18 protein-coding genes are annotated in these 19,310 nt (G+C 41.8%); 13 read left to right on the top strand and 5 right to left on the bottom strand.

What is annotated here, in order from left to right; genetic code table 11:
* The first annotated feature begins 107 nt into the window (after positions 1 to 107).
* On the top strand, positions 108 to 1,040 hold the full coding sequence (cysK, locus tag FXZ76_RS00260) for a cysteine synthase A (RefSeq protein WP_079535146.1): 933 nt from the start codon (positions 108 to 110) through the stop codon (positions 1,038 to 1,040).
* A 5-nt stretch (positions 1,041 to 1,045) separates the two neighbouring features.
* Positions 1,046 to 1,855, top strand: coding sequence for a serine O-acetyltransferase (locus FXZ76_RS00255; RefSeq protein ID WP_197682070.1), 810 nt, complete (start codon positions 1,046 to 1,048; stop codon positions 1,853 to 1,855).
* Between the two features lie 180 nt (positions 1,856 to 2,035).
* Here FXZ76_RS00255 and FXZ76_RS00250 read toward each other — a convergent pair whose 3' ends face one another.
* Both FXZ76_RS00250 and FXZ76_RS00245 read right to left on the bottom strand, forming a co-directional pair.
* Positions 2,036 to 2,329: a hypothetical protein gene (locus FXZ76_RS00250; RefSeq protein WP_079535145.1), complete on the bottom strand. Its 294-nt coding sequence runs from the start codon at positions 2,327 to 2,329 to the stop codon at positions 2,036 to 2,038.
* A 61-nt stretch (positions 2,330 to 2,390) separates the two neighbouring features.
* On the bottom strand, positions 2,391 to 3,053 hold the full coding sequence (locus FXZ76_RS00245) for a lipoprotein intramolecular transacylase Lit (RefSeq protein WP_079535144.1): 663 nt from the start codon (positions 3,051 to 3,053) through the stop codon (positions 2,391 to 2,393).
* A 78-nt stretch (positions 3,054 to 3,131) separates the two neighbouring features.
* Between FXZ76_RS00245 and FXZ76_RS00240 the strand changes: the two genes are divergently transcribed.
* The 8 genes from FXZ76_RS00240 to FXZ76_RS00205 all read left to right on the top strand — a co-directional run bounded on the left by FXZ76_RS00240 (position 3,132) and on the right by FXZ76_RS00205 (position 13,622).
* The gene (locus FXZ76_RS00240) at positions 3,132 to 4,475 is read left to right on the top strand and encodes a hypothetical protein (protein ID WP_079535143.1); all 1,344 of its coding nucleotides are present in this window, start codon (positions 3,132 to 3,134) and stop codon (positions 4,473 to 4,475) included.
* Between the two features lie 134 nt (positions 4,476 to 4,609).
* Entirely contained in the window at positions 4,610 to 6,763 is a 2,154-nt protein-coding gene (priA, locus tag FXZ76_RS00235) for a replication restart helicase PriA (RefSeq protein WP_079535142.1), read from the top strand.
* Positions 6,764 to 7,041: 278 nt separating this feature from the next.
* Entirely contained in the window at positions 7,042 to 7,761 is a 720-nt protein-coding gene (locus FXZ76_RS00230; protein WP_197682069.1) for a YdjY domain-containing protein, read from the top strand.
* Positions 7,762 to 7,876: 115 nt separating this feature from the next.
* Positions 7,877 to 9,358: a TVP38/TMEM64 family protein gene (locus tag FXZ76_RS00225; protein ID WP_197682068.1), complete on the top strand. Its 1,482-nt coding sequence runs from the start codon at positions 7,877 to 7,879 to the stop codon at positions 9,356 to 9,358.
* 2 nt (positions 9,359 to 9,360) lie between these two features.
* Entirely contained in the window at positions 9,361 to 10,050 is a 690-nt protein-coding gene (locus FXZ76_RS00220; protein ID WP_079535141.1) for a TVP38/TMEM64 family protein, read from the top strand.
* Positions 10,050 to 10,823, top strand: a complete 774-nt coding sequence (locus FXZ76_RS00215) for a heterodisulfide reductase-related iron-sulfur binding cluster (RefSeq protein ID WP_079535140.1) — start codon at positions 10,050 to 10,052, stop codon at positions 10,821 to 10,823. Before FXZ76_RS00220 ends, FXZ76_RS00215 begins: the two co-directional genes overlap by 1 nt.
* A gap of 200 nt (positions 10,824 to 11,023) precedes the next feature.
* On the top strand, positions 11,024 to 12,043 hold the full coding sequence (locus tag FXZ76_RS00210; RefSeq protein WP_079535139.1) for a phosphotransferase: 1,020 nt from the start codon (positions 11,024 to 11,026) through the stop codon (positions 12,041 to 12,043).
* Between the two features lie 163 nt (positions 12,044 to 12,206).
* The gene (locus FXZ76_RS00205) at positions 12,207 to 13,622 is read left to right on the top strand and encodes a TIGR04283 family arsenosugar biosynthesis glycosyltransferase (protein ID WP_147571464.1); all 1,416 of its coding nucleotides are present in this window, start codon (positions 12,207 to 12,209) and stop codon (positions 13,620 to 13,622) included.
* A gap of 6 nt (positions 13,623 to 13,628) precedes the next feature.
* Here FXZ76_RS00205 and FXZ76_RS00200 read toward each other — a convergent pair whose 3' ends face one another.
* From FXZ76_RS00200 to FXZ76_RS00190, 3 genes are all read right to left on the bottom strand, one after another.
* The gene (locus tag FXZ76_RS00200; protein WP_079535137.1) at positions 13,629 to 14,081 is read right to left on the bottom strand and encodes a C-GCAxxG-C-C family protein; all 453 of its coding nucleotides are present in this window, start codon (positions 14,079 to 14,081) and stop codon (positions 13,629 to 13,631) included.
* 170 nt (positions 14,082 to 14,251) lie between these two features.
* Positions 14,252 to 14,668: a C-GCAxxG-C-C family protein gene (locus tag FXZ76_RS00195; RefSeq protein WP_079535136.1), complete on the bottom strand. Its 417-nt coding sequence runs from the start codon at positions 14,666 to 14,668 to the stop codon at positions 14,252 to 14,254.
* Between the two features lie 143 nt (positions 14,669 to 14,811).
* Positions 14,812 to 16,308, bottom strand: a complete 1,497-nt coding sequence (locus tag FXZ76_RS00190; RefSeq protein ID WP_079535135.1) for a CCA tRNA nucleotidyltransferase — start codon at positions 16,306 to 16,308, stop codon at positions 14,812 to 14,814.
* 102 nt (positions 16,309 to 16,410) lie between these two features.
* Here FXZ76_RS00190 and FXZ76_RS00185 point away from each other — a divergent pair, with 102 nt between their 5' ends.
* From FXZ76_RS00185 to lysS, 3 genes are all read left to right on the top strand, one after another.
* Positions 16,411 to 16,749 (top strand): twin-arginine translocase TatA/TatE family subunit, encoded by a 339-nt coding sequence (locus tag FXZ76_RS00185; RefSeq protein ID WP_079535134.1) that lies wholly within the window; start codon positions 16,411 to 16,413, stop codon positions 16,747 to 16,749.
* 106 nt (positions 16,750 to 16,855) lie between these two features.
* Positions 16,856 to 17,323, top strand: coding sequence for a transcription elongation factor GreA (greA, locus tag FXZ76_RS00180; RefSeq protein WP_079535133.1), 468 nt, complete (start codon positions 16,856 to 16,858; stop codon positions 17,321 to 17,323).
* An 11-nt stretch (positions 17,324 to 17,334) separates the two neighbouring features.
* On the top strand, positions 17,335 to 19,275 hold the full coding sequence (lysS, locus tag FXZ76_RS00175; protein ID WP_079535132.1) for a lysine--tRNA ligase: 1,941 nt from the start codon (positions 17,335 to 17,337) through the stop codon (positions 19,273 to 19,275).
* Positions 19,276 to 19,310 lie beyond the last annotated feature (35 nt).

The raw sequence follows: 19,310 nt of genomic DNA, 5'->3' as shown, positions 1-19,310 counted from the left end.
ATTTCGTAATTCCTCGATGTCTTCTTTAGGCACCTTTAGTTGGTGCATGAACTGAATATTATTCTTTTTCTTATTCAAAATTTAAAATTAAAGGAGAAGACTACACAATGGCAAACATTTTAAAAAGTACAGAACAGCTCATTGGCAACACGCCTTTGGTGGAGCTGGTTGCTACGGAAAAGGCTGTTAACAATAAAGCTAACATTTTCGGAAAAGTTGAGGCTTTCAACCTCACTGGTTCAATTAAAGACCGCATTGCTTTGTCGATGATTGAGGAAGCTGAAAAGTCTGGCGAATTAAAAGAGGGATCTGTAATCATTGAGCCCACCAGCGGAAACACAGGCATTGGACTCTCTGCGGTTGGGGTCCATAAGGGATACCGCGTGATTATTGTTATGCCTGAGACATTTAGCGTTGAGCGTCGAAAGTTAATGAAAGCATATGGCGCCGAGGTGGTTTTGTCTGACGGCGCAGGTGGAATGAAGGGCGCAATTGCAAAAGCCAAAGAGCTTGCAGCAGAAATTCCAAACTCATTTATTCCGAGCCAATTTACGAATCCTGCTAACTGGAAGGCTCATTATGATACTACTGGTCCTGAAATTTTAGATGCTCTTGATAACGAAGTCGACATTGTTGTCGCAGGTGTCGGCACTGGTGGAACAATCAGTGGAATTGGCAAACTTTTCAAGGAAAAGGGACTTGTTGTTAAAATGGTGGCTGTTGAGGCTGCCGCTTCTCCAGTTCTTTCTGGAGGACAGCCTGGACCTCATAAGGTCCAAGGAATCTCTCCTGGGTTTATTGCAGATGTTGTGGACATGAATGTTATCGATGAGATCATTAAAGTTGAAAATGACGATGCACTAGAAACGGGACGTGAGTTTTCTAGAACCGAAGGAATATTAGTTGGCATTTCTGCAGGTGCTGCAGTGTGGGCAGCAAAAGAACTTGCTAAGCGCCCCGAGAACGAAGGCAAGAACATAGTCGTTATTCTTCCTGATTCGGGCGATAGATATTTATCAACTGCACTTTATGAGGAATAGAGAATTTGGACACCGAAAAAGTAATCCACGAAATTATCGCGAACCGTCATCCTTGCGTTGAGGGTGACGGTCGCGCACCTCATCGCGAGGTAATTCAAGATGTCATTAAAGATGTTCAAGCTTTAATGTATCCATCAATTTTTAATGATCACAGAGGGGAATATGAGCTAGTCTTCGATTTAAGAAGAAATTTGTCTTCTGAAATTGAGATTGCTCTTTCAGAAATTGGCGTTATAGGGCGTGAAGCTGAAGACAAAGCTGCTGAAGTTGCAGATGATTTTGTTGAGCAATTGCCAAGAATTTTAAAAATGCTCAATAAAGACATAAAAGCAATTTATGATGGAGACCCCGCCGCTTTGTCCTACAAAGAAATTGTTCTTTGTTACCCTGGCTATTTCGCTTCTTTTTGTCATCGTCTCGCCTATGAGCTCTACATCAGGAAAATCCCTGTTATTCCTCGTTTGATAAGCGAATTTGCTCATCAAAAGACAGGTGTTGACATTCATCCTGGCGCAACTATTGGAGAATATTTTTGTATTGATCACGCGACAGGAATCGTGATTGGCGAAACCGCCGTTTTGGGAAATCATGTGAAGCTTTATCAAGGTGTGACCATTGGCGCAAAAAGTTTTGAGAAGGATGAAAATGGAAATCCTGTAAAGGGCGGAAAGCGTCATCCTAACATTGGCAACAATGTTGTAATTTATGCAAATGCAACTATCCTTGGAGGAGACACCTTTATTGGCGATGGTTGCACTGTTGGTTCAAACACTTGGGTTACAAAATCGACTGAACCTGGAACTTTGGTCGTCTAGTTTTGCAAATGCTATGTTGATTTAAATTTTGATTGGCGATAACCCTTTTAAAATTGTTTGTATTAAAAATGCCCCGCTCGAGCAGGGCATTTTTAATTCCTAATATCTTTTGTCAGGCACTCTTCTTCAGCTTAAGGTTGACAAAGAGAGCTGCTCCTCAAGGTTAAAAAAATCGATTGTTTATGAAAGCTGAACTTTCTCTGCATCCTCTGGGTGGAACTCATTTTTTAGGTCATAGATGTTGTGTCCAGTTGACTCTCCGAGTTCGCGTCCTTTTAATGCATATGTTCTGATGAATCTTCTGTCATCAATAGCTGACCAATGCTCAACGTCCCATGTGAGGTAGCCGTCAGCATCCGATTTCTCGTGTCCAACGATGATATCAACCTGTCGGCCGTCAATCATGATTTGCATCAAGTCATCCCATGAATCGATTTCTACGTCACATTCATTGACTTTGTCCCAAATCTTCATTTTTCCTCTTTCTTCTAAAACACTCAAATCAATATCACAGCAGAAAAATTCTAGCACAGGGCTATCGTTTCTTAATTACCTGCGATATGAGAATTAGAGCAAGTGAGAATAGAACCGACGAAGCGCCCCACACAACCCCCATGCCAATCCAAAAGCTTTCGGGAAACATCTGAATTAGGAATGAGTCGGCCGGAAAGGTCCAGGTGCCAGAAGCAAAAAACAGGGAGTGCATCCATGTAAAAAATGAATCAAAACCAACGGTAATCCATATTCCAAAAGCAGCAAGAATTAGGATTGCAAGAATTGAAGATTGCAACAGAAGTTTCGAAAGCTCATTTCTTCGACCTATTATTAGTGCGAGCACTGCAAGCACCAATGATGCAATTCCTAATGCTTTGAACAGGTCTGTCATTAGATTGAACACCCATGTGCAATCTTGCAAATGGGTGAGCATCGATTCGTCAAGGGCGCTAGTTGGAATTCCGAGGGTTGCAAGCACGCTTTTAAGTCCTTCTGGTCCAATTAACCCTAACGAAAAATCCCTTGTGCTAACGCTAATTTTTGCCATCGCATCCGATGACAATCCCACAGAAGCGGCATTAGAAGTCAACCTTGAAACTATTTCTGTGACTTGTGGGATGTGGATACAAACCATTAGTCCTGCCAAAATGATTGTTATCGCCAAAACGATTCTTGCCAGTGCTTTTGGAATTACTAAGAGCAAGACTCCTCCTCATAATTTGCTTTAGAACCTTAAATTATAATTGTGACATTGAAATTTGCGAAAATGGAGGGGCGCATAGTGAATACTCTTAACGATGAATATAAGCAAATTTTGTGTGAACTTGATGGTGATTTGACTGGCAGAGAAGCTGCACTTGACTATCTAGTTCGCAGTGACGTCGACGCTCATGGAGAACCTCTCAATTTTTCTTATTTTCCCTATCTTGTGAATGAAAATTTAAACAAGCATTTTGAAGAAATTGTTTCAACCACTCATTCAATACTCACAAAAATCATTCGCCGCTATTTAGAAGATGCTAATTATAGAGAACTATTTGGTTATTCAAAACAGCTTGAAGAGTTGATAATGCTGCCCTGTCAATATTCTGAGCTTTTGCCAATGGCTCGCTTTGACATTTTTATGGATGAAGAAACTCTAGACTTCAAGTTTTGCGAGTTTAACACCGATGGAACAAGCTGCATGTCTCGTGACCTTGTTCTGGGCGAGGCTATTGCTAAAGGTGATGCTTTTAAGCAGTTTGCAAATGCACACAAGTCGGTTGAGAATTATGAGCTCTTTGATTCTTGGGCGAATCAGTGTCTGAAAAACTACAGGGAGTGCTGTTTTTATCGCGAGAATCCTCTTGTGGTGATTGCTGATTTCATGGATGAGCATGCAACTTATTCCGACTTTGACCGATTCGCAGATGCATTTAAACGTTGCGGTGTGAGAGCTCGAGTCGTTGACATTCGCGATCTTGAATTTGATGGAGAGCATCTTAAAGACAACAAAGATGGTGAAGTTGTTGACTGTGTTTATAGACGCGCTGTAACATGTGACATTCAAAATAACATTGATTCATGCTGTGGTTTAATCGATGCTGTTGCAGCAGAAAAAGTGTGTTTAGTTGGGCACTTTAGAACCACAGTTGTTCACACAAAAACTGTAAACATCGCTTTATTTTTGCCTGAAACAAGAAGGTTTTTAACAGACTCAGAGTGTGACTTTATTGATTCTCATTGCCCTAGAACCTATCGTCTCGATTCTGGTGGCATTGTTGATGTAAACGAAATTCAGAACAATCCTAATGGATGGATTTTGAAACCTGAAGATGATTACGGCGCAAAAGGTGTTTTTGCAGGTCCTGATTTTGAGGATACACAAAAATGGGCTGAAGTTGTGAAATCACATGTTAACACGGGTTATGTTGCACAGGAGTATGCTAAGCAACACAAAACAGATGTTTTGTTTACTGGCGAAAAACTTGACAACACGACGCCAGTGCAAAAGTTCAATGCGATGCCAGGACTTTATTCATATAACGGAAAATTTGCAGGCATTTATTTGCGTTGTGGCAATGAGGGAGTGATAGCTGTTGACCACAATGGGCTTGTCAAGCCTGCTTTCAAGGTTGATTTCTAATTGTTTGCCTAATAACTTTTCCGCACTTTGTGACATTTGAGTTTGCGTTATACGAATAGATTTTTATAAAAGTTTTAGATGGAATATGAAATCTTTGGTTAGTTTTGTCTAGTTTGAATTAGTGGGTGTTTACTGTGGCAACTGCAGAAATTGTAATAGATTCAACTTCAAAGGTGATAGATAGAGCTTTTACCTATGCTATCCCTAATCGATTTTTGCCTCACGATGTAACAACAAAAACTTTATCTAAAAATTTTTGTGAATCTAGAGAAGCAAAGTTTGTGGAAGTTGGCAAGGCTGTTCTTGTTGAATGCCGAAATAAACCTGCTGTGGGGTTTGTCATTTCAGTTAATCTTCACCAAAACGCAACTGATTTAGATTTTGAAGTCAAGGAAATTAAAGACGTTTTGAGCGAGAGCTATTTTGAAAGGCAAAGGGCAGAAGAACTAATTTGGATAGCTCATAAATATGTTTCGCCACTTTCAAGCGCTGTGCGACTTGCTTTGCCTTCTGGTGGAACGCCACATTTTGTATCTCATAAAGACGGCACAACTTCGTTAGTAAAAGCATCTCGCCGACCTAAGAAAATCGAGTTTGACAAAAAAGACGTTGATTCAATATTTAACAACTACTCAGAACCGGAGCATTTAACGTCGGAGCAAAATCATGCTATTAATGTGATTGAACAGATGCGATCTTTGCAAAACGGCTCTTGTGTTTTGCTTGATGGTGTCACAGGCTCTGGCAAAACAGAGGTCTATCTTCAAGTTATTTCAAAAGTTTTGAGTGAGGGGAAAAATGCGATAGTTCTTGTGCCTGAAATTTCCTTGACGCCACAAACCGTTGCGCGTTTTAAGTCGCGCTTTGGTGATGAGATTGCTGTTATGCATTCAAAAATGACACAAGCACAAAGACGCCAACAGTGGTTTTGGATAAAAGATGGCAACGCCAGAGTGGTGATTGGTGCACGAAGTGCGCTATTTTCTCCTTTAAAAAATGTTGGAATAGTTGTTATCGACGAGGAACATGAAACTTCCTACAAACAGGAAAGTGCCCCGCGTTATCACGCACGAACTGTCGCAAAGAAGTTGATGGAAGAGGCTGGGGGAGTGCTTGTTTTGGGCAGTGCAACTCCGAGCATCGAAGCTATTTATTGCTCAAAGCATAACGCAGATTGGAGAAGAGTAGAACTCAGTGCAAGGGCCACGGGGCAATCTATGCCAAAAGTGGAAATTGTGAACATGACTACGCTTCCGAAAGGCGGTAAATACAGCCTGTTTTCTCCGCATTTGAAGTCTTCGATTTTTGAGGAGTTAGGAAAGGGGCACAAGGTGGTGCTTCTTCTTAATCAGCGCGGCTACTCAAAATTTCTTTTGTGTCGAGATTGCGGCTTCGTTCCTGAATGCCCGAATTGCTCCACCTCTTTGACCTATCATGAAGATGGAAATAAGTTGAAATGTCATCACTGTGGCTATGACGTAAAGTCGCCTGCCGTTTGCCCTGCTTGCGGATCTCCCTATTTAAAAAGATTGGGAACTGGAACTCAAAAAGTTGAAGGGGAACTGCGCCTCTTGTTGTCAAAGAGACCAGGTTTTGAAGATGTTCTAGTTGTTAGAATGGACGCCGATACAACCGAAAGGGCTAATTCACATGAGAGGCTCCTTAGAGAATTCGATGATGCAAGTCGCTCTGTTCTTTTGGGCACTCAAATGATTGCTAAGGGTCTTGACTTTGATGAGGTTACGCTTGTTGGAGTGATTAATGCTGACACTGTAATGCACGTTCCTGATTTTAGAGCTTCAGAACGCACTTTTGATTTGATTGAACAAGTTAGCGGGCGTTGCGGAAGGTCAACTTACGAGGGAAGAGTCATTGTGCAAACCTATGAGCCCGATAATTCGGCACTGCGCGCCGCAAAAGAACATGACAGGGAGTTGTTTTTGCGCGTGGAGCTGCCAAAGCGAAAAGTATTAAAATTTCCACCTTATGTTTCACTAGTTAGGCTTCTTGTTTGGTCGACTGACAAAGAGCTTGCTCGCAAAGACATTGACAGACTGCGCGAACGAGTCGTTGATGAGTTGTCAGAAGAAGAAGCGTCTGGTCTTATTATCTCTCCAGCTTCTGCTTGCCCGTTTGAGAAGGTGCAAAAGAGCTGGCATTTTCATGTTTTGCTAAAGGTGCCACTCGAAATGGAAATTTCTTCTAAGATTGAAAAAGTGTTTCGTTGTTTCAATGCTTCTAAAGGAGTTTCGACAGCTGTCGACGTTGACCCAATTTCCCTAGTTTAGCATCTGTGGGTTTTTAACTAGCCTGCCAATATTCTTTGCTTTGTGCTTTAGCAATGCAAGTGTGAAAGTTGTTTTTACAGCGTCTTTGCTGTGTGTTTTTTGTGGCGTGCTTGAATGACTTTTTCTTAACAGTGCTATAATATAGTTCAGGTTTTTTGAAATTTTTCATAGACGCTTTCTGCTTCAGGAAACCGATCTGCATTACCCGTGTCTGCGGGGGAATTATGTCTCTCTTCCAATTGTATTTTGGATGGGATTATCTTTTATAGGGAGGAAATATGAATAACTCAAAGACAGCTATGTCTTGGATTAAGCTTGCTGTAGTTGCTGCATGTGCAGCGCTTCTTGCTTTCGCACTTGTGGGATGCGGCTCTTCTTCAAGTGATCAAAAGAGCGATGATACAAAGAAAGAATCTGTTGAAATGCCAACTGAATCAAAGCCTATCGTCGTTGACAAAGAGAAAAAAGAGATTAGATACCTTGCTGAAGTAAATGACATTTACTTCACCGAAAACACACGCCATGCAATTGTATACAAGGGCGGTTCGAATGGAGACAAGTCTGTTCTCACTGGTCTTGGCGATGAAAAAGAGTTCTATCAAGACATGATGGATCTCGGTTTCACTCCTGGAAACAATCTAACAGCTGCTGATATGTCTGCGGCTCCTGGTGAGGGAAAATCTATCGAGGGCGACAAGCTTGACGTTACAATTCAGTGGGACGGAAAAGATCCTTTCCCAATTGAGAAATGCTTCAAAACAACGAATGGCGAGCAGAGACAAGCCGACTGGAGATTTGGAGGCAACATTGATCGTGCAAAAGCAAAGAATACCGGATGCGTACTTTGCCTCGACTCCTGTGCAGTTGGAATTTGTTCTGACGCTGCTTGGGAATCAAACACAACAACAGCAACTAACTACACTTGGTTCAACGGTCGTGAGGACGTCCTCCCAGCTGGCGGAACTAAAGTTGTAGTTACATTCAAAGCTAAGGCTTAATGCCTTGCTTGAAAGCGTCTATTTAAATTAATTTGAAAGATAGCCACGGCAACTCACTGTGGCTATCTTCATGTTCGGTGGGTTAGCTTTGGTTAATTGATTATGGAGGTAATAGATGGCCCTTTTAAAGGGGAAAGAAAAAGCGGAAAAGGTGATTGAACCTGACACCAGAACGACAGGTGTTAAAAAACTTGAGACATTCATGAAATATTTTTCCTATGTTTATGTCTCTTTTTGCTGGGCTTGCACGGTTGAGTATTTTTGCTTCGGTCAGACAAGCATTCAGATGTCATATTTTGGATACATCTTTTGGTATGTGTTCTTGATTGGTCTTGCTGGAGCGATTTATGGAGGACGTGGACATCGCCGTGGTGTTGGCTGGAGAGGAACTCTGGGCTCAGTGATGTGCACGATAATGTTTGCGATTATCGTCTATGGAGCTGATTTTGCGCATATTGTGCGCGCACTTGGCATGTTCACGAAGCGCGGTTTCTTCGGTATTGTTTTCCATTGGAACATTCAAATGGTGTCCTGGTTACTGTTTGCATTCTTTGTTCTTGGTGGCATTGCTATTTTTGTTTACGAATTTGTCCATAAAGCCCCTGAAAAACCATATGAGGACGAAGAAGAGAGAAGACGCTCAATCTACCAAAGTCGCGTCAAGTGGATTTCATTTTTCATTCTTTTTGTAATAATTTTAGTTTGTAGCTTCTATCAGCCAGTTCATGATGCAATTGGATATGTCTTTAATCTTTTGTCAGCTGGTGACATTGAAAAGGTAAAAGAACTCATTAGAGGAACAGGTGTTTGGGGACCTTTGGTTTCTACTTTCTTGATGGTGTTCCAGTCTCTAGCTGCACCAATTCCTGCTTTCTTGATTACTTTTTCAAACGCTGCTGTTTTTGGCTGGGTTTGGGGAGCGATTCTTTCTTGGTCATCAGCTATGCTTGCGGCTGTAATTTGTTTTTATATTGCACGTTTATTTGGACGCGACGCCGTTATGCTTTTTATGAGCAGAGGTGCTTTGGCTAGTGTTGACAGATGGTTTACAAAGTATGGCAAAAATGCGATTCTCATTTGTCGCCTTCTTCCATTTGTTTCTTTTGACTACATTTCATATGCTGCTGGCATTACAGGCATGAGTTTTCTTGACTTCTTTATTTGGACAGGCATTGGCCAGCTTCCTGCAACTATTGTTTACTCCTATGTAGGATCAACCTTGACAGGTGAGATTTACACCGTGTTTATGGCCATGATTATGATGTTTATCATTGCGGGCGTAGTTTGGTTTTTTGCGCTCGTTTGGAAATCACGTCATAAGGAACTCATGGATGAATCTAACGAGACTGCAGATGCTGAAGCTGCTGCAAATGGAAAGTCTGCGATTGAAGTTAATGCTGAAGGCAAATTCAACACGCGCAGAAAGGCGAAACCTAACCAATCTAGGGCTGAGGCCGATGTTGTTCCTGTGCAGCCAATTGAAGAAGAAGCAATCTCAAGTGGTTCTAATTCGGTAAAAGAATCTGATGAGTCAGTTAAAGAGAATGTTTCGGAGTCTTTTGTAACCAAAGAATCGGAAACCTCTGTTGAGGAATAGTCATGGCTTCGGCTCTCGAATTTTGTAAAAAAAACTACAAGCTCCTTGTTTTCTTGGGGCTTGTAGTTTTGATTGTAGTTTTGAATTTTGTTTTTGGTTGGTCTGACATGATTGCTAATGGCCAATTTATAGACTGGCTCAAATCGATGCTAGTTGAGCATCCTGTTACAACTGGAATCATTTATGTAGTGTTATCAATAATTGGATGTGTAGTTTTGGCCCTGCCTGGCGTTATTTTTGCAATTGCGGCAGGCACTTTGTTTGGCGCGATTACTGGAACTTTTTTGTGTTGGCTCGCCGTGACGCTTGGCGCAATGGTTTCATTTCTTGTCGGACGTTATTTTTTGAAAGATTCGCTAAAGCCAAAACTGTCTCAGAATAGGCAGCTTAACAAGTTGTTTTTTGAGGGAGCTCACAAAAGTGACATTTATCTCCTTGCAATCACGCGGCTGATTCCGATTTTTCCCTATAACCTTCAAAATTTTGCATATGGAATAACAGACATAAGCTTTTTTTCATACACGCTCTATTCCGCAATTTTTATGATTCCGGGGACTGCAGTTTACACAGTAGCTTCAGCTGGGCTGCTTGATGCTGACAACCGACTTCTCTATTTTGGTTTTGCGGCTATCCTGCTGATTGTCACACTTTTGATAGCCTATTTTTTGAAGAAGAAAGCGAACATTGAATAATGAGTTTTTCTACAAAAATGATTTGCCTTGAAAAAGGGCATTATCCTTTCAAGTGCTATCCTTCTAAAAAATGCAAAGATGTCTTGTTTCCAGCATGTGCGTTTCCTTCTCAATTCCCAAAAACAATGGAGGCAATTGCCAAAGTTTGCAACGATCACGGATGTGGAGTTGCATATGCGTGTTGTGGTCATCCATTGGATGGCTATGGAGTTCATGGCGGCACGGATCGTGTTCTGCGCGGAATAGAGAAAAGGCTTAAAAAGATTGGTTGTGAGCGTGTAGTTGTTTTGTGTCCTAATTGTTGGAAATTAATGCGTGGGCGTTTGCAATTGCCAGTTGTTTCAATTTATGAATATCTAAAAGAGATAGACCTTAAACCTTCGACTTCTGTTGCCGAGGTACACGGAAAACTCTTTGTTCCGTGTCCTGATCGACCTGCCCACGAGCTCGAATCAGAAGTTAGAAGTTGTGTTTCATTTGAGAATGTGGAAACGATGTCAAAGGTTCCGTGCTGTGGTCTTTTGCCTGAAATTATGGCAAAAGGCCCTAAATCCGTTCAGAAATGCACTCATAAGGTCATGGACGCTGCAGAAAACGAAACAATTATCACCTATTGCGCTTCATGCCTTGGACAGTTTTCGCGTTTGGGCAATGATAACTGTGCCCATGTTTTATCGTTAATTCTTGGTGTTAATGAAGTGCCTGATTCTAAGAATGCTTTTATGAACAGGGCAAAATGCAAGTTTGCAAAAAACTGCAATCCTGTTGTGTAGCCGAGCTCATTGCTCTGTGCTTCGCTTTTGTGCGCAGTTCCAATGATTATTTTTTTAAGTCCATTTCGAGTTAAGCCTTTTTTATTTAGGTGTTATTTACGAACTTGAAACGTGAATACATTAAATATTGAGCTTTAGTGCTAGGCATAATTTTTAGGTGATAATTTCTGCATTAAAACAATGTCTGAAAGGCAAATGTTATGAATGAATGTTTAAATGCCATCCCAGGACTTTCAAAAGTTGTGTCTTCTCGGCAATATCGGGAAGCGCTTTTACTGCCCTTGGAGGTAGAAGAACAATATTCCGACTTTGCACATGGCGAATATAACCAAAATTTTATTTTCGAGCACCCCACAACGCACAAAAAATTGTTGCTTCGGGTTGAGCGTGGTTCTCAAATGGGAATCGAGAATCAAATTGAATATGAATATTCTGGCTTAAAAGCCCTTGAGAAATGTAATCGAACTCCGAGGGCTTTTTACTGTGATGGGTCTCGCTCACTTTGCAGAAATGGCGTATTGGTAGAGGAATTTCTTCCTGGCGTTAAACTCGACTATGAGAAACGATGCCATCTTAGCGAAGCTGCTTCAATCTTTGCTGACATTCATTCATTTCCAATCCCCGACAACACTGGCCTAATAAAAGCAAACAATGCATTTGCTGAAATGCTTGCAGAATGCAAAAAGATGGCGGCAGTCTATTTCCAATCTAGCATCTGCGAGTCTAGAATTAAGGCCCAAATCGTGCGTTTAATTTCTGAGGCTGAGAAGACACTTGTTCGACTTGGAGAGATAAACAATCATTTCTCAATCATTAACACCGAAGTTAACAACACTAATTTTTTAATAAATGAAAGCGATTCTGAGCCTAGCTATTTAATTGACTGGGAAAAGCCGCTGATTGCCGACCCCGCTCAAGACATCGGGCACTTTTTGGCAGACACCACTACATTTTGGAAAACCGACTTTTTCTTCACGCAGAGTGAGAAGATTGATTTTGTTGGCGAATACATCGACGACATTTCTGGTCGTTTTAAAGATGATGGCTTGAAGGATCGCTGTTTGAAGTTTGCGAATTTTACTTGTTTGCGAGGAATAACATGGTGTGCGCAGGCAAGTGTGGATTATGCAAGCAATTCGAAGGAAATACTTGATGACGTAACACGTGAAAAACTTGGTCATTATTTGGACATTAATTATTTGAAATCTGTGTCGCTTTAATATTGGTTTGGCACTAAATGCTTCTCTCACTATGTTTAGAGGAGGTTAGTCTTTTGACAAGGGGCCTGGCAATGGGGTCACACATGAATTTGGAGGCTGTTAAAATAGTGACTGACATGTGGGGTTTGTGCCAAGCTTAAAAATTAGAGAATACATTGATTCAATGAGTTGCAATTATACAAACATAAAAACTATAATCCTTTTCACTAGAATTCCAGTAGCGGGAAAAACCAAGACTCGACTCAGTCCTTTTTTGACACCCGATGAGTGTGTAAATCTTCATTACTCTTTTATGGCAGATGAACTAGGGGTCATCTCTTCGATTGCTGATCGAGTTGATGTCTGCTATTTTGAAGATGGAGAAGCGACAGATGATGACAAAGATGAATTCCGCTCATTTCTAAACGATGAGATTTCGATTCCTTTTTGCACATTTCCGCAGCGGGGCACCGACATTTTTGACCGGATGAATAATGCTTTTAGTGACTCTTGGGCATTCGGGGCGCCTGGTCGAAAAGTTCTGGTTGGCTGCGATGTTCCGTGCATAGATGCAGACTCAATATCATGTGCGTTTAGAAGTCTTTTAGAGTCTGATGTTGTTATTGGCCCAACTGATGATGGGGGCTATTGCTATGTCGGATTGAATGAGCTAAAGTCATGCATCTTTCACGTTAAGAACGAAGGTCAAAAGACGGTTTTAGACGACACTTTAAAACAGTGTGGCAAAGAAACTCTTAATGTGGCTCTTGGAAAAGAAGAAAAAGACGTTGATGTTCCAGCTGATTTTTATGAATTGTGGAAAAAGAGAGAGTTTCTTTCGTCGAATAGCTTAACAAAGGTTTTTCTTGATAATTTCGATACTTCGCGTTTTGAGCTCGCAGGGCTATGCGGAAGCGTTGTTTCTGTCATTGTCCCAATCTATAACGAGATTTCTACAATTTCTACTTTTTTGGAAAGCGTTGGTCCAATAGCTGAGAAAGCCGAAATTATTTTTGCTGATGGAGGGTCTAGCGACGGAACTGTCGGCTATCTGCAGGAAAACCTGCCTATTAACGCGCGATTAATTCGAACTGAAAAAGGACGAGCTAAACAGATGAATGAGGCTGCCAGGCTTGCAAAGGGTGATATTCTCATGTTTTTGCATTGCGACTGCCGTCCTCCAAAAAGCCTTGTTGAGCAAGTTCGTAAAACTTTGAAGAAAGCCAACTGGGGATGTTTTGGAGTGAAGTTTGACGACTCTGATCCTCTTATGAAAATCTGTCAAATAATTTCGAATAATAGGATTTATGACCGAAAGGTAGTATTCGGAGATCAAGGAATCTTCATTAAAAAAGATCTTTTCTTCGAGATTGGTGGCTTTCCAGATTTGCCAATAATGGAGGACTACCAGCTTTCACTCACCTTAAAACAACGAGGGGAAAAAATTGGTGTTGCAAAGGGGCTGATAGAGACATCGAGTCGTCGCTATCATGAAGGGGGAAAGCTAAAAGTTATGTGGCAGATGAACCGCCTGCGTAAAGCCTATCGCGACGGCGTTCCCATAGAGGAAATCGCTGCGGCATACAGAGACATTCGATAATCTTTTTTAGAGCGCATTTTTAATTAGGTGGCATTCCAAAATTTCTGCCGCACGACGACAAGCTTTTAAACAAGGGCGAGTCTCATAATAATTGGCTGGCCTAATTGCTGGCTCTTCTAGCTCCTCACCCTTTTTGAGCCCTAAGAGTTCTCTGCAAATGATGCTTCCCTCTGATTCTTCAAATTGATTGCAGAGTTGACGCACCTTCTCATATAACTCCTTTTTGCCTTGAGAGTCTTTTGGGTCGCTGTAGCCCTCCATTTCTCCTAAGACCATGACCATTCCAGTGACAGCACCGCACACTTCCCGAAGCTTCCCGAACCCTGCTCCAAAGGGACTAGATTTCTTTGCAGCCTCGGCAGGTGTTAATCCCATTTCTTCTGCAAATGCACAGTAGACTGATTGGCAGCAGTTAAACCCTTCGCGAAATAATTCTTCTGCTGTGTCTGCTTTTGCCATTTCTTCTCTCCTTAATACATTCTATAAAAGCACATTGCTTGGTGTTATGCACGTGCGCCACGCATAAAGCAGCTCAAATCTATTTTTATGGTTGCTCAATGCGAAAAAATTCATTAATTATGTTTAGTTTTGTGTAAGTTGTAAAAAAGCACAAATCAGTTGCCATCAATCTAGATTATTTCTTTTAAGACGTCGATTACTTCTTTGCAGAAATTGGGACAGAACTGCATCATTTTTCCTGACTCTGCAGCTGTCGCAAGATCAGACCCCAAAAGATTAGTGCACAAAAAGCTGGGATATTTCTCGTGCATTCTTGCGTTGAATTCACTCACTTTCTTGATAAGTTCCGTCTTGCCTTCTTCATCGCCAGGAGTGTCGATTCCATATTTTAATCCTATGACCACGTTAGCCGCAGCAATAGCACCACAGGTCTCGCCGCAGAATAAACCACCACCGAATCCACTGCATGCCTTCATTAGGTCAGATGCTGACCTATTTGTTTCATCAGAAAATTGTGAAGCTACAACACTTCCACAGTCAATTTGGTTCATGAATAAATCTTGAATTTCGTCTGTCGTGATTGACATCTTTCCTCCTAGTTACTTTGCATAAATTCTGCCATATATTTCGGCGATTGAGTGCGTTTAAGTGCCTTTGTCGCATGTGTTTTAATAAAAAATTGATTTCGTATTTTGTGCCTTTAACCCTGGGTTAAGTCAAGCTTGCTAACTCATAAAGGATTTAAGTTTCTTGTAAGGTGCTTTTCCATTTGAGCTATGAGTTCATCTTTTTTGTTATTGCAGACTCCAGTTTGCACCCATTCAAGGGCGACTCCTAGTTTTTCTTTTATTCGTGGACCTTCATCCATGCCTAGCGCTAACAAGTCTTTGCCAGAGATTTCAAGATCTCGCACGTTGAAAACATACCCGTCAGCAAGCAAATCGTCGAGTGATTTTTCTATTTCGTCGTAAACACTTGTTTCTCGTTGATATTGTGAGGCATGCCCTAAAGAGTCGGCACGCTTGAGTTGCAATAGTTGCCGAAAGAGCCACACGTTGCCACCCATTAGCCTAATTGTTCGTGTGATATTTTGTTTCTCAGGGGAAAGCGTGTCGTTGTGACGTTCGACAAGGGTTATGACTTGCTGCTTTGTCTTTTTGTCAAGGCACATTCGGCTCATTACGTTTTTTGTTAAGGTTGCACTCTGAACAGCATGTCCGTAGAAGTGTCCTTGTTTGTTTTCATCGAGAAAGAATGTGGACGGTTTGCCGATGTCGTGGCAAAGTGCTGCCCAGCGCAAAAGTTGCGTGTTTTTTACGTGGGCGACGACGTGGGCGATGTGGACCCAAACGTCGAATGCGTGATATTTTGTCTGTTGATCAAACCCTCTGCATGCAGTGATTTCCGGAAGAGCGACTTCTAAAACGTCGGGACACGAAATTAGTGCCTCAAGAACATGTTCGCCTTGAAGCAGTTTGTTGATTTCAGAAGTTGTTCTTTCGTTCGAAATTGAAAGAATCCCTGCCTTTTGACGAACGGCTTCAGCCCATGTTTGTTCTTCGATGATGAAACCTAACTGGCTTTTAAAGCGACATGCCCTGAGCATTCTCAACGCGTCGTCTTTAAAGCGCTTCTTTGGATCTCCAACGCAACGAATGACTTTTGCCTTTATGTCTTTCATCCCTCCAAGTGGATCAAAAAAGCCGAGTCGAGGGTTGAATGCGATTGCATTCATAGTAAAGTCTCGGCGTTTCAGGTCTTCTTTGATTGAGCGCACGAACTCGACAGAGTCGGGGTGGCGTGCGTCGAAATATTTCCCTTCAACGCGATAGGTTGTAATCTCAATCGTTTCTTGTTTTTGATGAGCTGAGGTTTCATTTTGATGGTGTGGAGTTTCTTTTTTTGCTTTGACATCTTTCATGAAAGCTTCAGGCCTGACACAAGTATCTGCGCCACATTCATCTAAAGAGCTTTCAAATAGAACAGAGATAGTGCCGTGCTTCTTTCCGACATCGAATGTCTTTAGACCCGCTTTGCTAAAAACAGCTTCTGTTTCATTTGGCTTGGCGTCTGTTGCTATGTCGTAATCGTGTGGAGCATAGCCAAGAATAGAATCACGGACACAGCCTCCGACCACCCACGCTTCAAAGCCCGCATTTTCAAGTGTGTCGATGCAAAATTTCGCGCCTGCACTTAAATTCATCGTGGAAATTGACTCTTTATTCATGAGCTTTGAAATCTCCCTTTGCCTGCGCGTGTGTGATATTATCTAACGGTTAATTATACGTCTGCAAGGCGTTAATAAAACGCTGTACGAAGGGTTATTGAAATGAAAATTTTTGGTCTTGGAACTCCAGAACTAATCGTTATTCTTATTATTGTTCTTGTTTTGTTTGGCGCAAAATTTGCAAAGAATCTTCCTAAAATTGGAAGCTCTCTTGGAAAAACAGTTAAGAACCTAAAAGATGGCTTGAACGAGGGCAAAGAAGAAGCAGCTGAAGAGGAAGAGGTTGAGTCTACTTCAAAACCTAAGAAAAAGGTGAAAGTTGTTGAGGTTGAAGATGACGAAGACATCGAGAATGACGATGAACCAGAAGCAGCTGAGGAAGCAGATGCTGACGATGAAGAACCTAAGAAAAAGGTAAAAAGAGTAGTCGTTAAGAAATAGCAGATCTTGCCAAATGCTTTTTAAAGTGATGTATTTCGCAGAACTAATGACACAATAATTCAGTTAAGGATTAGCCCAGTTAGGGCAAATAAAACGAGGAGAAAAAATGACTGATTCAGAAATTATTCTTACGGAAGAAGGAAAACAAGACCTTCTTGATGAACTTCATTATCTCGAAACTGAGAAACGTGCCGAGGTTGGAGAGCGCATTAAGGTTGCACGCGAGTTTGGTGACATTTCAGAAAATTCTGAGTATGACGATGCGAAAAATGAGCAAGCGATGATGGAAGGCAGAATTGTTGAGATAAATCGCATTTTGCAGGAAGCAACGATTATTTCTGCTGCAAAAAAGGGCTCTAAAATAAACATTGGCAACACCGTCACAGTTGAAATGAACGGTGCTGAGCGTGTTTTTACAATTGTGGGTGGAGCAGAAAGCAACGTCGCTGCTGGCAAGATTTCTAATTTAAGCCCTGTTGGACAGGCTCTTCTTGGATCTAAAAAAGGTGACACAGTAATAGCAGTTGGGCCAAACGGCCGCGAAACTCAAATAAAAATTTTGTCATTTAAATAGTTATTGGTGATATGGCTGAAGAAACACTAAACAAACTAGTTGCAGAGGACGACCCAGTCCAAGTGCGCAAAAACAAGCGTCAAGCAATGATTGACGCTGGCGAAAATCCCTATGGTCATGCTTTTTCTCCAAGCGATTACGTTGGTGAGCTTTTGGAAAAATATGCTGGTCTTGAAGATGGCGAACTCACAGAGGATGAAGTTTCCATCGCAGGGCGTTTAATGGCAAAGCGTGGCCAAGGCAAGGTTGCCTTTATGGAGGTAATGGACAGCACTGCAAAAATGCAAATTTTCTGTAGAATCAACAACCTTGGCGACGAGCAATTTGCAAAGATGAAAGAACTTGATGTCGGTGACTGGATTGCGGTCACAGGCACCATGATGAAAACAAAGCGCGGAGAAGTTTCGATTTGCGTATCGTCGTTTGAATTGATGAGCAAGTCTCTTCGTCCTTTGCCAGAAAAGTTCCATGGTCTCACTGACAAGGAGACGCGATATCGTCAGCGTTACGTTGACCTCATCATGAATCCTGAGGTAAAAGATACTTTTGTTAAACGCTCTGAGATAGTCTCAGCGATTCGCCGCTTTATGGATAATCGTGGCTATCACGAGGTAGAGACTCCTTTTTTGCACCAGATTCTTGGTGGTGCAAATGCCAAACCGTTCATAACTCACTTCAATGCGTTAGATATTGATTTCTATTTGCGCATTGCAACTGAGTTGCCTTTGAAACGTCTCATTGTTGGTGGAATGGATCGTGTTTATGAATTGGGTCGCCAGTTTAGAAACGAAGGCATGGACCCCTATCACAATCCAGAATTTACAACGATTGAGTTCTACGAAGCATTTTCTGACCTCAATGGAATGATTGAGATTACTCAAGCGTTAATCCAGGACGCTTGTATGGCGGCAAATGGCACCTTGCAAATTAATTACCAGGGAACCGACATTGATCTTTCTGGAGATTTTGCAGTTGCCACAATGAGTGAACTTGCTTCTAAATATTCAGGTGAAGATGTAAACATCAACCGCAGTCGCGAGGAGCTTGCTTCTATAGCGAAGAACAATGGTGTTGATGTTCAGGCCGCTTGGGGTAAAGGCAAAATTTTGGCGGAAATCTTTGAGGCAGTTGCAGAAGAGAAGCTGATTCAACCTACATTTGTCACGGAGCATCCACTTGAGGTTTCTCCGCTCGCAATGAAATGCCCCGATAACCCAGAGCTTACCCAGCGCTTTGAGTTGTTTATTTGTGGTCATGAATATGCAAATGCGTTCACCGAATTAAATGATCCAATTGATCAGGCAGAACGTTTCCGAGCTCAAGTCGCTGCAAAGGACATGGGTGACGATGAAGCAATGGGATTTGACGCCGACTACATTCGTGCACTTGAATATGGATTGCCACCAACTGGTGGTTGCGGCATAGGAATTGATCGTCTTGTGATGCTGTTGACCGATTCCGCTTCCATCCGTGATGTTCTTTTGTTCCCGGCAATGAAACCATCTGCTGACTTTACTAAAAAGGCAGACTCAGCTCAGAAAGTCGCTGTTGAAAGCGTGGTTGAACCTGAAACAATTGATTTTTCTAAAGTAAAAGTAGAGCCTCTGTTTGAGGAAATGGTGGACTTCGATACGTTTTCAAAGTCTGATTTTCGTGCAGTAAAAATTTTGGATTGTGAAGCAGTTCCAAAGTCGAAAAAACTTTTGAAGTTCACGCTTGATGATGGTGAAAGAAAAGATCGCACTATCCTGAGTGGAATTCATGATTATTATGAGCCTGAACAGCTAATTGGCAAAACTGCAATTGCGATAGTGAACCTGCCGTCGCGAAAGATGATGGGCATTGCCTCAGAAGGAATGTTGATCTCGGCTGTACATGAAGAAGAGGGTGCTGAGAAACTTCACCTTTTGATTGTTGATAATCACATTCCTGCAGGTGCAAAACTCTACTAGTTAATAGTCGTCTTGGTCACGCAATTTTTTATGAG

The sequence above is a fragment of the Phoenicibacter congonensis genome, from assembly GCF_902386915.1.
GTDB lineage: Bacteria > Actinomycetota > Coriobacteriia > Coriobacteriales > Eggerthellaceae > Phoenicibacter > Phoenicibacter congonensis.
This window is presented reverse-complemented; position numbering and strand designations above follow the sequence as displayed.

What these genes read in the sequence shown, in the direction of transcription:
- FXZ76_RS00220 (WP_079535141.1), top strand. Translation starts at nt 9,361, where the DNA reads ATGGCTTCGGCTCTCGAATTTTGTAAAAAAAACTACAAGCTCCTTGTT.
- FXZ76_RS00185 (WP_079535134.1), top strand. Translation starts at nt 16,411, where the DNA reads ATGAAAATTTTTGGTCTTGGAACTCCAGAACTAATCGTTATTCTTATT.
- cysK (WP_079535146.1), top strand. Translation starts at nt 108, where the DNA reads ATGGCAAACATTTTAAAAAGTACAGAACAGCTCATTGGCAACACGCCT.
- FXZ76_RS00210 (WP_079535139.1), top strand. Translation starts at nt 11,024, where the DNA reads ATGAATGAATGTTTAAATGCCATCCCAGGACTTTCAAAAGTTGTGTCT.
- FXZ76_RS00225 (WP_197682068.1), top strand. Translation starts at nt 7,877, where the DNA reads ATGGCCCTTTTAAAGGGGAAAGAAAAAGCGGAAAAGGTGATTGAACCT.
- FXZ76_RS00215 (WP_079535140.1), top strand. Translation starts at nt 10,050, where the DNA reads ATGAGTTTTTCTACAAAAATGATTTGCCTTGAAAAAGGGCATTATCCT.
- FXZ76_RS00230 (WP_197682069.1), top strand. Translation starts at nt 7,042, where the DNA reads ATGAATAACTCAAAGACAGCTATGTCTTGGATTAAGCTTGCTGTAGTT.
- FXZ76_RS00250 (WP_079535145.1), bottom strand. Translation starts at nt 2,329, where the DNA reads ATGAAGATTTGGGACAAAGTCAATGAATGTGACGTAGAAATCGATTCA.
- FXZ76_RS00195 (WP_079535136.1), bottom strand. Translation starts at nt 14,668, where the DNA reads ATGTCAATCACGACAGACGAAATTCAAGATTTATTCATGAACCAAATT.
- lysS (WP_079535132.1), top strand. Translation starts at nt 17,335, where the DNA reads ATGGCTGAAGAAACACTAAACAAACTAGTTGCAGAGGACGACCCAGTC.
- FXZ76_RS00205 (WP_147571464.1), top strand. Translation starts at nt 12,207, where the DNA reads ATGAGTTGCAATTATACAAACATAAAAACTATAATCCTTTTCACTAGA.
- greA (WP_079535133.1), top strand. Translation starts at nt 16,856, where the DNA reads ATGACTGATTCAGAAATTATTCTTACGGAAGAAGGAAAACAAGACCTT.
- FXZ76_RS00190 (WP_079535135.1), bottom strand. Translation starts at nt 16,308, where the DNA reads ATGAATAAAGAGTCAATTTCCACGATGAATTTAAGTGCAGGCGCGAAA.
- FXZ76_RS00200 (WP_079535137.1), bottom strand. Translation starts at nt 14,081, where the DNA reads ATGGCAAAAGCAGACACAGCAGAAGAATTATTTCGCGAAGGGTTTAAC.